The sequence below is a fragment of the Paenibacillus albiflavus genome (assembly GCF_004344915.1).
Classification (GTDB): Bacteria; Bacillota; Bacilli; order Paenibacillales; family NBRC-103111; genus Paenibacillus_AM; species Paenibacillus_AM albiflavus.
The window spans coordinates 116,692-130,109 of the sequence record NZ_SKFG01000012.1 but is presented as its reverse complement, the minus strand read 5'-3'; the positions used below and the strand labels follow the sequence as shown (position 1 = coordinate 130,109).

The window sequence follows — 13,418 nt, the reverse complement described above, 5'->3', positions numbered from 1 at the left end:
ATGGTAGGGAGAAAGTTAACCGTCTCTAAATTCCTGATCGGTATTATCTTAACGCTCTTGACACTAACCATGTTCGTACCGATTGTGAGCTTGTTTGCCAAAGCCTTCTCGAACCCTGACAAGGTCCATCTACTCAAAGGCTATGACATTATACCCAAGGGTTTCTCTCTTATTAATTTTCAAGTTGTGCTTAACAATCCGATTGTCGGAAAAGCACTTGTGAACTCTCTGTTTATCACGATAGTTGGAACATGCATAAGCGTCTTTTTCACAACGATCACGGCTTATGTGTTAACTCGCAAGAACTTAGTTGGCAAAACACCAATTATGATTCTGCTCATCATTATCATGATTTTTGAACCAGGGTACATTCAAGAATATCTGGTTATGAAAGATTTATCTTTGCTTGATAATTTGTGGTCCATGGTGATTTATAGAACGATCAATGTCTACTACTTGATCATCATGATGCGATTTATGGAAGAGATACCTGAATCCTTGGTTGAAGCAGCGAGAATCGATGGAGCAGGTCATATGAAATTGTTCCTGCGGATTGTATTCCCACTAGCACGTATTCCTGTTATGACGATAGGAATGTTCTATGCGATAGCCAAATGGAATGAATTTTTCAAATCCAGTATTTTCCTATCGAGTAGGGACAATACCGTTCTGCAAGTATTGCTCAGACAGTTCATCGTCGAACGAGACACATCTGCACTCGTTGGTACAGCAGAACTGCTAAAGAACAGTAATATTGCGCAATTGGACTTCTCAGCACTTAAAGCAGCGACTATCGTGATTGCCATGGTACCGATTCTTATGCTCTATCCCATTATCCTAAGACATTATACAAGTGGCGTAATGGAAGGCGGCATTAAAGAATAAATAAGCACGTTTACAAAAAGGGAGGAATTGAAAAATGAAAAAAATGCTTATTACACTAGTTGCAATGCTAATGCTTGTAACTACAGCATGCAGCAGTGGCGGAGGAGACAAAGGGGCAAGCTCAACACCAACACCTAACGCTGGCTCAACTCCAGCAGCAAGTGCAGATCCAGTCAAGATCACAATCGTGGACAAAGACTTAGCAGCTGACGATCCGCTTATTAAAGGGATTGAAGAGGGAATGAAGGCCGAAGGCAAGAATGTAAAAATTGAAATCGTTCCAGTTCAAAGCGGTACATACTCCGAGAAGCTAGGCTTACTTCTACAAAGTGGTACGATCCCTGATCTTATTTACTTCCAAGGTGGAGACTACCAATTCGCCAAAACACAGCAAATTCTTGAAGATTTAACGCCATACATCGAGAAGTCAACCTATGTCAAAGCTGCAATGAGTCCGTTTAACCAAGTAAGAACGAAGAACTATCCATACCTGGTATGGCTATCCCCAACAACAACTAAGATTCCGGTAGTGCGTCAAGATTGGTTTGACCAAACTGCCTCAGGCAAAGATTTGATTGCAAATCCAACAGTAGATAACTACTATAACTTCTTTAAAGAACTAAAGGAAAAAAATAAAACGAAATTCGCTTACACAGTACCTGGAGATTTAGAGGAAATTGACACATTATTCGGGCAAGCGTTCGGTTTAACTTCAACATGGATCAAAGGTGCTGATGGGAAGTACACATTTGGTAAAACAACAGAGTTTGAGAAAAATAAGCTGGATTTCTATGCCAAATTGTATAAAGAAGATTTGCTAGATCATGAATTTTTGACAAAGAAATGGGATACCAAAGAAAAAGCTTTCTATGATGGAGATGCAGCTGTTATTGCAGGTACACAAGGCAAAGTAATCGATCTTTATAATCAAAAAATGACGAGCCAAAATGGTGCAACGGCAACTGTTATGCCTCTGCCAGCAGCAAAAGGTGTAGGTCAGGGTTACTCGCCGATTGATGTAAGTAAAGAAAGCCGTGGCTTTGCAATATCAACTACGTCCAAGAACAAGGATATGGCATTTGCTGTATTGGAATTCCTAGCTAGTCCTAAAGGACAAATGCTGGATAAACTTGGCGTTGAAGGAGAGCAATATCAAATCGTAGATGGCAAAATTAAGCTTACTGAGAAATCAGCTGAATGGTATGCACGCTTTGTTGACTCTAACGTGAATTTCAAACCAGACAAAGAATTTGACCCATCTACACCGTTCTTATCTGCTCCAGCATTTAAGTCCTTAGAGATGGTAGCAGCTATGTCAACCAAGGATAACGCATTTATTATGCCTGCTGAGTTAGCATCCAAATGGGATGCATGTGTAGCGGTATATAAAGAATTCGCTGCCAATTATGTAATCGGTAAGAAAACTGCTGCTGATTTTGATAAATTCGTACAGGATTGGAACGCCGCAGGCGGTAAAGATATTACAGAGTATGCTAATCAGAACATAAAGTAATAACAACTTATTTTGATAATAACAGCATAGTGTGGGGCTGAACGCCCCGCACTCCCTGTAGAGGGGGAGAATAGCATGATTTCTTTCGCAGATCGCGTAAAAGGGGTTGTCTTCGGAACTGCATATGGCGATGCGATGGGTGCAGTTATCGAGAAGATGACACATCAGCAAATTACAGAACAATATGGAAGAGTGGAAACCGTCTTAACCAAGTGGTGGAAGGCAGACTTGCCGGAAGTCGTTAGACTAGGCAGAATGCGTGGTCAGGGGATCGTTACAGATGATACGCTCATGACGCTTGCACTCATGAGAGTATATTGCATTGAGAAGCGTCATCTGGATGCATATGATATGGCGAATGAGTTTGTTAAGGAAATTTCATTCAGGCCGAGATATATTCCTGAGTTTGGTCGAGAAGCCTTAATTCTGGATCGCCTATTCTATCCGGAGAAGCATATTTTCAATCGTCATGTGCTTGCAAACTGTGAACCACGTGAAGGTGGTTATGGGAATATGGTGAACTGCGGTGCGGCGATGTATATAGCGCCAGTTGGCATTGTGAATGCTTGTAATCCCAAAGGTGCTTATGATGAAGCGATACTTTTTGCCTCAGGGCATCAGATCAGTTACGGCTTGGAAGCAGCAGGTGTACTTGCAAGTTGTGTAGCGAAGGCATTCGAGCCTGGTGTAACCGTGGACAATATTGTGGAGACCGCACTTCGTTATGCCAAAGATGGTACGAAACAGGCCATTCAGGATATTTGTACGCTTGCAGTCACTCTAAGAGGACAGAAGCAGGATCGAAGTGAAGTGGTTGCTAGATTCCATGAATCGATAGCCAAATATTCGCCTATGGGTGATGATGTGAATCGCAGCATGAATAAAGTAGGTATTCCTACGAATCACTATACACCAAGTCGGTTATTCTCGATTGAAGAGCTGCCACTGGCATTGGCTTACATGATTTTGCATGAAGGTGATTTACAAGAAGCGGTCAAGGATGGGGTAAGTTCAGGTCGTGATACGGATTCGATCGGTGTGATGATCGGTGCAATTCTAGGTGCGATGCAGGGCGTTTCAGCTATTCCCGCTAATGAGCTTTCCGTATTGGAAGAAGTGAATAAGCAGAACATCGAGCAGAATTGTAATGAGTTTATTGAAACAGCAGCATTTATTATTCAAGAGGATCTGCAACTTAATAACCTGAGACAACAGCAACTGAGTTCAATCAATTAGAGGCGGTGTGGATATGATACCTACAAATTATTTGGAGAAAATATATGCTGGTTATTTAGGAATGAACATTGGCATAAGGCTAGGCGCGCCTGTAGAACCGACGATCTGGACTTATGAAAGAATATACAATACATATGGGGAAATTACGGATTATGTAAAGGAATTTAAGAACTTTGCAGCAGATGATGATGCGAATGGTCCGTTCTATTTTCTACGTGCACTCTATGATGATGCAACAGATCGCGATATTACGCCGAATGATGTCGCAAGAGCATGGCTGAACTACTCTCGTGAAGGTGTTGGCATGTTCTGGTGGGGCGGTTATGGTGTTAGTACGGAGCACACTGCATTCATTAATTTGAAAAAAGGTATTCCAGCTCCACAATCAGGCTCCATCGAACAGAACGGTCCTATTATTGCGGAGCAAATTGGTGGACAAATTTTCATCGATACATGGGGATTGGTCAATCCATGCAATCCGAAGAAGGCGGCAGATTTCGGTGAAGCTGCAGCGCGTGTATCTCATGACGGAGATGGCGTGAATGGTGCCAGATTCTTCTGCGCAGCGATTTCCAAAGCATTCGAAACAAGCGACATAAATGAAATCGTAGTAGCCGGGTTAGCGCAAGTTCCTGCGGATTCTACGTATATGAAGGTAGCTCAGGCAGTTATTGCATTCCATGCAGCCAATCCAGGTGACTTTAGAGCATGCCGGGATATGCTGGAAAGAGACTGGGGCTACGATAAATATAAAGGCGTATGCCATATGATCCCGAATGCAGGCATATGCATTCTTGCCCTCATGTACGGGGAAGGAGATTTTAACCGCACGGTTGAAATCGCAACGATGTGCGGCTGGGATACAGACTGTAATGCAGGGAATGTAGGTACGGTAGTTGGTGTAGCGGTAGGAATTGAAGGTATTGCTGACAAATATCGCAAACCGATTAATGACTCCATTGTTATGTCAGGTATTTCAGGTTACATGAATATCCTAGATATTCCTTCCTATTCGAAAGAACTAGCCATTCTCGGCTATCGATTAGCTAATGAAGAATGCCCGCAAGAGCTGTTAATCAGCTTCAAGGAGGACGAAGTATACTTTGACTTCGAACTACCAGGTTCTACACATAATATGCGTCTATCGAATCCATTCTTCTGCAAGCTCAAACACTCGACTGAACGTGCTTATCAAGGTACGGGTTCACTTGAGGTGATGTTCGATCGAATGACGCGTGGAGAACAATGCAAGCTGTATTATAAGCCCTTCTATAATCGAGATGAATTTAGTGATGAGCGTTATTCACCTACCTTTGCACCTAGGGCATACTCTGGTCAGAAGGTATCCATGAAAATTTATCTCGATCAATGGAATGGCAATGAAACACTTGGTTTCGCTCCGTATGTTCGTTTGGCTAAGAGTAAACAGGATCTTTTACAAGGATATGTTAAGCTTGTCAACAATGAGTGGCTGGATGTCGAGTTCGAAATTCCAGATTCACAGGGGGATTTAATCGATGAGGTAGGGATTGTACTTGAATCCTATACCCCTGCCAAGTTCAAGAGCTTAGGACGCATCTTCGTTGATGAGTTTAGAATCTATGATAAAGCCAAGTATTCAATTGATTTTAGCAAACAAGCGATTCATTTTGGCTGTGTAACGCCGTTTGCCCATAATCACGGAGCATGGAGCCTTGTGGATGATGCCATGTACTTGATGACGGCTGAGCCTAGTGAGGCCTATACAGGGAATTATTTTGCTAAGGATTATACGATGTCCGTTCAGTTGAATCCACAAAGTGGTGATTCACATATGGTAGCGGTACGTGCACAAGGGGCTATGCGCGGTTATCATGTTGGATTTGATGGAGCGGGTCAAGTATCGCTGTTTAAGAATGACTTTGGTTATACGAAGCTTACAGGTTGTAATTATGAATGGAAATTGAATGAGGAGTATGAATTTACGGCAACGATCCAAGGTAATCTGATTTCGTTCAGTATCAATGGGGAAGAGCTACTCAAGTATGCAGACGATACTTTTGCTTACGGCATGTATGGAGTAAGTACAATAACGGCAGCTAGAACCTATTACCGTAATGTCAAATTCATAGAGATTTAGTATCTATACAGCAAAGCGAGTGGATAAGAATGAGAATTGTAGTTATTGGCAGTGCCAATATGGATATGGTGATGCAAACCAATCGTGTTCCGTTAATTGGTGAGACGATCTTAGGGAGCGGATTCTTTCTATCATCAGGCGGCAAAGGGGCAAATCAGGCAGTAGCTTGTGCCAAGATGGGAGCAGATACTTGGTTCCTATCGAAAGTTGGAGACGATGTGTTCGGGCAATCATTGATGGGGAGCTTGGAAGACTTTGGGGTTCACAAGGATTTCATTACCGTCGAGCCTGGTATCAACACGGGAGTTGCTGCGATTACCGTATGTGATGGCGATAACAGTATTATTCTAGATAGTGGTGCAAACGGTAAGGTGACACCGGAATTCATTCGTAAACGTAAAGAAGAGCTTCTGTCTGCATCTGCTATCATGCTTCAGCTTGAAATTCCAATGGAATCTGTTTATGAAGCAATACGCTTAGTGAAAGGAAAGGTGCCGATTTTCTTAAACCCTGCACCTGCCGCCCCGATTGATGATGAGATCCTGCAGGGAATAGACTATTTTATACCTAATGAAATCGAGTGCAAATTATATACGAATGTGGAGATTGATGGTATCGGTGATGCCTTTCATGCATTGGATAAGCTTCGTGACAAAGGTATCAAGTATCCACTGATCACACTCGGTGAGAGAGGAATCGTTTATTATAACGGTACACATAATGTATATAAAGAAGGCAACAAGGTAGAGGCAGTTGATACAACAGCAGCAGGTGATACCTTCTCTGGTACATTAGCAGCCATGATCACTTCAGGCAAAAGCATGGATGAGGCGGTTGACATAGCTCAAATGGCATCATCTATTGCGGTAACTCGTTTGGGAGCTCAAAATTCAATTCCGATGTTGTCGGAAGTTCTGAAGTAATGCCACAACACAACCATCTATAAGCGTCAGATTCCACAAGGAAAATGATCTGTAGATGGTTGTGTTGTTTTATTTTATGGACAAAATTTATTTAATTTAAAATCCCTTTACAATATTTTGAAAAAAGAGTATGATCAATATATCAAATAGATATATCGAATCGATACATTATGAGGTGACCAAATGTTAGAGAATATCATCCTTGGATTACTGATGGAAGGCGAGCTAAGCGGGTATGACATCAAGAAGACGATTGATAGCACAATCGGTATGTTCTATAAAGCAAGCTATGGGAGCTTGTATCCGGCACTAGGGAGATTGACGAGTAAAGGATTGGTGTCCGTTACTGAACTAGAGAACAGCAAGAATAAGAAGCTGTATCGTATTCTGCCAAGCGGCAAGGAGATGTTCCTTGCATGGCTCGCAGAGCCACTCCAAATTTCACTGAATGAGCATTTGCTCAAAATTTTCTTCTACGACTATTTAGATGAAGAAACAAGGCAAGTACGCTTAAATGAATATGGGGTTAAACTTGAAACTGAAATTAGACGCATGCAAGCAGTAGAGCAGATTGTGACGCAAGAGTTGAAGCAGGTAGAAGATCCGAATTCGTATTACTACCGAGTATCCGTTTTAACGTATGGATCAAGCCATTTTCAAATGAGTAAACAATGGATTCAGAACATTAAGGAGAGGAAGTAATCCCATGAATAATAAGTTAACATTTTCAGTTAAACATCCGATTTGGACCGTTACGATAATCGAACTGCTTGTAATCATCCTCATGACAGCAGCTGGGGCTTACGCAACTATAATGGAATTAGACTACACTGCACCTGTATTGATTGCTTTTGCTCCAATCGCACTTGCACTCATGATTTATTTCACATGGAGACGTAAATGGCAGCGTATTGGTTTTCGTTCACTACGTACAATTTCGAGAAGCGACTGGCTTTACTATCTACCTCTTATTGCGGTTCTAGTCCTGTATGCTATGAATGGGATTAAGCCAGTCACTGGGTCGGAAGTGCTATATTGCCTGTTTGTTGCTTTGCTAGTTGGATTCGTAGAGGAGACAATCTATCGTGGTCTTATTTTCCAAACTTTAGTTAAAAAGAGCATTCCTGCGGCTGTTATCACATCGACTCTATTATTTTTCCTCACCCATATGCTCAATTTATTATCGGGACAGGACATGCTAGATACGGTATTGCAATTGATCTATGCCTTATTGATTGGTCTTACACTAGTTCTATTCGTTCTGAAGACAGGCAACATCATACCTGGGATTCTTTTTCACTTCGTCCATAATTTATTTCAAGATCAATTCATCGGTAACACAAGCACTATGACACAAATAATTATTGTGATGTGTGTAATGGCGGCAGTTAGTACTTGGCTCGCCATTGATTTGAAACGTACGAAACAGTGGAGACAATGGGTGATAAGCGGCACTGTAAATGGTTAATTTATCCTGATATTGATTAGGTCCTTGTATGCATGCTGATTGAAAGAGGCTGATAGTATAATAGGCGTATAAAATCGATAGGGGGATTATGATGAATAACCTTAAGATAATTACACGCAAATCGCTATCGAGCCTTATTGTTTCAGCAGTGATATCAACGACTGTTTTAAGTGGTGTTATGGCAGCAGCGCCAGCAAGTGCCGCTACTTTTACCGATATTCAAGGACATTGGGCACAGAAGCAAATTAATTGGGGTGTAGAGCATCAAATTACGGCAGGTTATCAGGATGGGACTTTTCGACCAAATCAGATTATTTCCGAACCTGAATTTCTGGCTATGGTCATACGTTCGGCTCCAGAACTGTCAATCGATCCTCCTAAGGCAAATGAGGCTTGGTATCGTCCCTACTATCATCTAGCAGATGAGCAGAAGTGGCCCGTATCTCATAAAACAACGGAAGAACCATACACACGAGGCGAGGTCGCTAAGCTGATAGCCGCTGTTATGGGTAAGAATTTATCAACGAATGAAGCCATTCAATATTTGCTTGATCAAGGCTTGGCGAATGGGAAGTCTGGCAATACAGTTGCAGGTTATCAGGCAGCAGATACGTTGACCCGTGCTGAAGCAATGACCTTCGTATATACACTACATAACAAACAAGCAAGCAAAGCGCTTGCCTTTCAAGGAATTACAATCGGTGATACTGAGGAATCGGTTATTGCTAAGAGAGGTACGCCAGATCGTAAGGACATAACGAATGACGGCTACACCTGGTATATTTATAATCACAAATATGAAGAGTACGCCCAAATTGGGATTGCAGATGGAACTGTAGTCGCACTATACAGCAATGCGAATGGATGGGCTTCTGCCGATGGAATTGCTATTGGAACATCTCAAGATCAAATGAAGACCGTACTCGGTCAGCAAAGTGCAGCCAAAGCGCAATCTACTAAAGGCGAATATACGTATCAAGGAAATCGATTAATTATCTATTACGATACATTAGATTCGAACCGCGTAAATGGTATTATGCTTATAGCAGGTAATTGGAAGAATCGCAGTACAAATACGGATGCAGCAGGACAAGCCATTATCCAAGGGTATGAACGGCAGCTGCTTGATTTAACGAATGTATTTCGATTGCAGAATGGAATTAGTACGCTGCAATGGAACGAGACTGCCGCTACAGCAGCAAGAAAGCATAGCACCGATATGATGGCTAATCATTTCTTCGATCATGTGAATCCGCAAGGGCAATCTGTGAAAGAACGATTGGCAGCAGTAGGACTTGTCAACTATAGCTGGTATGGTGAGAATATTTCCGCGGGCTACTCGAATGCAATTGAGGCATATGCAGGATGGGTCAATTCTTCAGGACATCGCAAGAATATGCTGAACAGTCATTTTGAAACGCTAGGAGTAGGAGCAGCACTAGGGGATAGCCATTCAGATTACGACATCTATTATACACAGAATTTTTATACAACCATGCACTAACATAGAACGCAGTCTCCTTGAATGGATGCTGCGTTTTTAGTATGCTTGATGAAGGTATTTACATCAGGATTGACATAGGAGAGGATTTGATTGGTTACTAGCAAGGCAGATCGTATTAAGAAAATGAAAATTCCCTCCGTTGACCCTGCACTCGCACATCGGCTTCCACCTGGTCAAATATTAAGGGAACGGTTTCCAATCCTTCATGAAGGGGAAGTTCCTGAGTACGATATGTCGACGTGGAGGTTAAAGCTAGTTGGACTTGTCGAACAAGAGATTGCGTTTACTTATGAAGAATTACTCGCCATGCCTCAGACGAAGATGGTGTGTGATATTCATTGTGTAACGAGATGGTCGAAGTTTGACACCGAATGGGAAGGGGTACGGATCAAGGATTTGCTAGAGAGGGTGAATCTATCACAAGATGCTAAGTTTGTGATGATTCATGCTGACCATGACTATGAGGCGAATCTGCCAATGGATCAGTTTACAGCGGATAATGTGATGCTAGCGCTTAAATATGATGGAGAACCACTAACGCCTAAGCATGGTTGGCCGTTAAGACTCGTAGTTCCATCGCTCTATTTTTGGAAAAGTCCAAAGTGGATTACGGCTATTGAGTTTATGAAGGAAGATCGTCAGGGCTTCTGGGAAACAAGAGGATTCCATAATGAAGCAGATCCATTCAAGGATCAGCGCTTCTCAGGTGAAGCGATTGATATTCCGGAAGATGAATGGGAACATAAAGAGTTTGACTAATTAAGGAGGAGACAGTAACATGAACGCTTTTGATCACAATATTGAAAAATATGCTGAACTAATCGTTAAAGTAGGTGCCAATATTCAGCCGGGGCAAATTCTTCTTATCGAATCTCCGCTTGAAACAGCAGTTTTAACCCGTAAAATCGTACAGAAGGCATATGAAGCAGGTGCTAAATATGTAGAAGTGGATTGGAATGATGAAGAGACGACTCGTACTCGTTTTGAATACGCACCAGAAGATTCCTTCACATTCTACCCTAAATGGTCTGCCGAGATGAGAGAACAGCTAGCAGAAGGCGGCGGGGCACTTATCAACATTAAGGTACCAAATCCTGATTTATATAATGGTATCGATATGAGTAAGGTATCAGCCTCAACTAAGGCAGCTTCCGTTGCTAGACAGAAGTTCCAAGGATATGTTCGCACGAATAAGCTAAGCTGGTGTTTGGTGAAGGCGCCGACTAAAGCATGGGCAGCTAAAGTCTTCCCTGAGCTTCCAGAAGAAGAGCAAGTTCAAGCGATGTGGGATACGATCTTCAAAATCACACGTGCAGATCATGACGATCCAGTTGCTGCATGGCATGCTCATCTTGATCGATTAAACAGTATGCAAGAAATTCTTAATCGCAAAAATTATAAAAAGCTTCATTATAAAGCACCTGGCACTGACCTAGTAGTTGAGCTGCCTGAGGGACATATTTGGATGAGCGGCGGTGGTCATAACGAGCAAGGCATTCACTTCGTCGCGAATATCCCAACAGAGGAAGTATTCTCGATGCCAAAGCGTGATGGTGTTAATGGAACAATCAGAAGCACAATGCCGCTTAATTTGAACGGTCGGATTGTGGACAAGTTCTCGTTTACTTTTGAAAATGGCAAGGTTGTTGATTACTCGGCTGAAGTTGGTTATGAGCACTTGAAGGACTTGCTTGAGACGGATGAAGGTGCTAAGCATCTTGGAGAGATTGCGCTCGTTCAGGATGATTCACCGATCTCGAATCTGAATCGGATTTTCTATAACACAGGCGTGGATGAGAATGCTTCCTGTCATTTTGCTTTAGGTAGTGCCTATCCATTTACGCTTGAGAATGGAACGAAGATGTCGGAAGAGGAATTGCTAAGCCGTGGCGCGAATATCAGCTTAACGCACGTAGATTTCATGGTTGGCTCTGCAGAGCTGGACATCGATGGAATTCTCGCTGATGGAACGATTGAACCCGTATTCCGCAAAGGAAATTGGACGTTCTAGTTTGTTTACTCCATTAATCTAAATCGGATATAAGAATGAGAAGAACTTCAGTCTATAGACTGAAGTTTTTTTGTTTGGATGAAATACAATAAGAAGGTAGTCAAAAATGGAATTTATTTCATTTCCTGGGCTATAAATAATACGCTGGGGTGGTAGTAGTGAGAGAGAATAACAAGACACTCGTACTTATTGGATTACTCATAGGTCTGATTTTTTCGGGACTAGATGAGACAATCGTGTCAACAGCGATGCCGACCATTATACGTGAGCTGCATGGACTGCAATTATTTGGATGGGTGGCAGGCATATACATGTTAACAATGACCGCATTCATGCCGATCTTCGGCAAACTGGCTGATCTATTTGGGCATAGGCGGATCTTTATGATATGCATGAGCTTGTTCATTGCGGGCTCTATTGTAAATGGATTTGCAAATTCAATGGAGTTGTTACTTATTGGTAGAGGGATTCAAGGTGTGGGTGCGGGTGGTCTAATGCCACTTGCCATGGTGATTATGGGAGACACATATCCACTAGAACAGCGTGCTAAAATTCAAAGCATGATAGGGCCACTTTTATTTTTACCACAATTAATCGGTCCCACCGTCGGAGGCTTTATCGTCAGTCATTGGAATTGGCATTGGATTTTCCTTATTAATATTCCAATTGGACTTCTATCTGCTATCATTACGGTCAAAGGCTTGAGAGAAAATCGTCGTGAAGGCAAGCCTTCCATTGATTGGGCTGGATCATTAACTCTTGTTGCAGCCATCGTATCGTTACTCCTTACACCTGTTCTTAAAGATACAATGGGCTATAGCTGGAGTTCACCTCTTATTGTAGGCCTCATGATCCTAGGGGTTATCTTGATTGGCTTATTCATCTGGATTGAATCCAGAGTGCAGGAACCGATTATTCCCTTACATTTATTTCGCAATCGCAATATCGTAGCTTTGTCCACACTTGTATTTATTGTGGGTGTAGGTGTTATGGGCGTTATGTATGGCTTTCCGTTCTACGCGCAGCATGTAATCGGGCTAACCCCTGCTGGAGCGGGTTATCTGTCGATGGCATTTATGCTTGGTGCTGTACCCATGAGTATGCTGAATGGATTTACGTTGACGAAGCTGCGTTATCGTAATGTGTTTATTGTTTCGTTCGTGTTGCCGATTATTGCTTTCTTTCTGCTATCGCAGATCGGATTAGAAACTTCAATTTTCACATATGTGATTTATTTTATCATCTTAGGCGCTGGGCTAGGCGTATTGTTCGCGGGTGATAATCTCATTGTGCAGGAATCGGTCGATAGCAGAAACAGCGGTATTGCTTTATCGACGGTTCAACTATTTCAGGCATTAGGTACGACGATTGGTCTTAACTGGTTCGGCAGTATGATGGCGTCACAGATCGCGAGTGGTGTTAACGACTTGAATGAACTGCCAGCAGGAGTAGCGGAGCAAGTACAAACAAGCGGCATTCCGCATGATCTAAGTCCTGATTTCATTACATCAATCAAGAGCATTTTTGTAGATGCCTTCCATAACATGTATTTTATAGCGCTTGTCATGTCTGTGGCTGCTTTTATCGTTTGCTGGTTCCTGAAGAACGAAATTCTAGCACATAAAATTGATAAAGAGAAGTCGAAGGTTATGACTATTCAACAATAACAGCAATCAATTACGTTCTTAGCCAAATGCTAAGGACGTTTTTTTTCTTGCGTTTAAATTGTGTTTAAATTCGCTTGCTATGCTGTATGACA

The 13,418-nt window shown here is 42.2% G+C and carries 11 protein-coding genes; all 11 read left to right on the top strand.

Translation table 11 applies throughout. From position 1 onward, the window contains the following. The 11 genes from E0485_RS13500 to E0485_RS13450 all read left to right on the top strand — a co-directional run bounded on the left by E0485_RS13500 (window position 1) and on the right by E0485_RS13450 (window position 13,326). On the top strand, window positions 1-885 hold the full coding sequence (locus E0485_RS13500) for a carbohydrate ABC transporter permease (RefSeq protein WP_132418579.1): 885 nt from the start codon (window positions 1-3) through the stop codon (window positions 883-885). 34 nt (window positions 886-919) lie between these two features. Then, window positions 920-2,398 carry an extracellular solute-binding protein gene (locus E0485_RS13495; protein WP_132418578.1) on the top strand — a complete coding sequence of 493 codons (1,479 nt, stop codon included), beginning with the start codon at window positions 920-922 and terminating at the stop codon, window positions 2,396-2,398. A 75-nt stretch (window positions 2,399-2,473) separates the two neighbouring features. Continuing rightward, window positions 2,474-3,634, top strand: coding sequence for an ADP-ribosylglycohydrolase family protein (locus E0485_RS13490; RefSeq protein WP_132418577.1), 1,161 nt, complete (start codon window positions 2,474-2,476; stop codon window positions 3,632-3,634). A 13-nt stretch (window positions 3,635-3,647) separates the two neighbouring features. Further along, window positions 3,648-5,753, top strand: a complete 2,106-nt coding sequence (locus tag E0485_RS13485; protein ID WP_207910986.1) for an ADP-ribosylglycohydrolase family protein — start codon at window positions 3,648-3,650, stop codon at window positions 5,751-5,753. A 29-nt stretch (window positions 5,754-5,782) separates the two neighbouring features. After that, window positions 5,783-6,676, top strand: coding sequence for a ribokinase (gene rbsK, locus E0485_RS13480; protein ID WP_132418576.1), 894 nt, complete (start codon window positions 5,783-5,785; stop codon window positions 6,674-6,676). A gap of 183 nt (window positions 6,677-6,859) precedes the next feature. After that, window positions 6,860-7,378: a PadR family transcriptional regulator gene (locus E0485_RS13475; RefSeq protein WP_132418575.1), complete on the top strand. Its 519-nt coding sequence runs from the start codon at window positions 6,860-6,862 to the stop codon at window positions 7,376-7,378. A gap of 4 nt (window positions 7,379-7,382) precedes the next feature. Continuing rightward, window positions 7,383-8,144, top strand: a complete 762-nt coding sequence (locus tag E0485_RS13470) for a CPBP family intramembrane glutamic endopeptidase (RefSeq protein ID WP_132418574.1) — start codon at window positions 7,383-7,385, stop codon at window positions 8,142-8,144. A gap of 88 nt (window positions 8,145-8,232) precedes the next feature. Further along, on the top strand, window positions 8,233-9,648 hold the full coding sequence (locus tag E0485_RS13465) for a CAP-associated domain-containing protein (RefSeq protein WP_132418573.1): 1,416 nt from the start codon (window positions 8,233-8,235) through the stop codon (window positions 9,646-9,648). 123 nt (window positions 9,649-9,771) lie between these two features. Further along, complete coding sequence (locus E0485_RS13460; RefSeq protein WP_132418646.1) at window positions 9,772-10,407, top strand: sulfite oxidase-like oxidoreductase; 636 nt, start codon at window positions 9,772-9,774, stop codon at window positions 10,405-10,407. Window positions 10,408-10,426: 19 nt separating this feature from the next. Beyond that, window positions 10,427-11,659 (top strand): aminopeptidase, encoded by a 1,233-nt coding sequence (locus tag E0485_RS13455; RefSeq protein ID WP_132418572.1) that lies wholly within the window; start codon window positions 10,427-10,429, stop codon window positions 11,657-11,659. A gap of 158 nt (window positions 11,660-11,817) precedes the next feature. Then, window positions 11,818-13,326, top strand: coding sequence for an MDR family MFS transporter (locus E0485_RS13450; protein WP_132418571.1), 1,509 nt, complete (start codon window positions 11,818-11,820; stop codon window positions 13,324-13,326). Window positions 13,327-13,418: the final 92 nt, after the last annotated feature.

Excerpts from the sequence above, each read along its gene's own strand:
- E0485_RS13500 (WP_132418579.1), top strand. The coding sequence starts at position 1 with ATGGTAGGGAGAAAGTTAACCGTCTCTAAATTCCTGATCGGTATTATC.
- E0485_RS13495 (WP_132418578.1), top strand. The coding sequence starts at position 920 with ATGAAAAAAATGCTTATTACACTAGTTGCAATGCTAATGCTTGTAACT.
- E0485_RS13490 (WP_132418577.1), top strand. The coding sequence starts at position 2,474 with ATGATTTCTTTCGCAGATCGCGTAAAAGGGGTTGTCTTCGGAACTGCA.
- E0485_RS13485 (WP_207910986.1), top strand. The coding sequence starts at position 3,648 with ATGATACCTACAAATTATTTGGAGAAAATATATGCTGGTTATTTAGGA.
- rbsK (WP_132418576.1), top strand. The coding sequence starts at position 5,783 with ATGAGAATTGTAGTTATTGGCAGTGCCAATATGGATATGGTGATGCAA.
- E0485_RS13475 (WP_132418575.1), top strand. The coding sequence starts at position 6,860 with ATGTTAGAGAATATCATCCTTGGATTACTGATGGAAGGCGAGCTAAGC.
- E0485_RS13470 (WP_132418574.1), top strand. The coding sequence starts at position 7,383 with ATGAATAATAAGTTAACATTTTCAGTTAAACATCCGATTTGGACCGTT.
- E0485_RS13465 (WP_132418573.1), top strand. The coding sequence starts at position 8,233 with ATGATGAATAACCTTAAGATAATTACACGCAAATCGCTATCGAGCCTT.
- E0485_RS13460 (WP_132418646.1), top strand. The coding sequence starts at position 9,772 with ATGAAAATTCCCTCCGTTGACCCTGCACTCGCACATCGGCTTCCACCT.
- E0485_RS13455 (WP_132418572.1), top strand. The coding sequence starts at position 10,427 with ATGAACGCTTTTGATCACAATATTGAAAAATATGCTGAACTAATCGTT.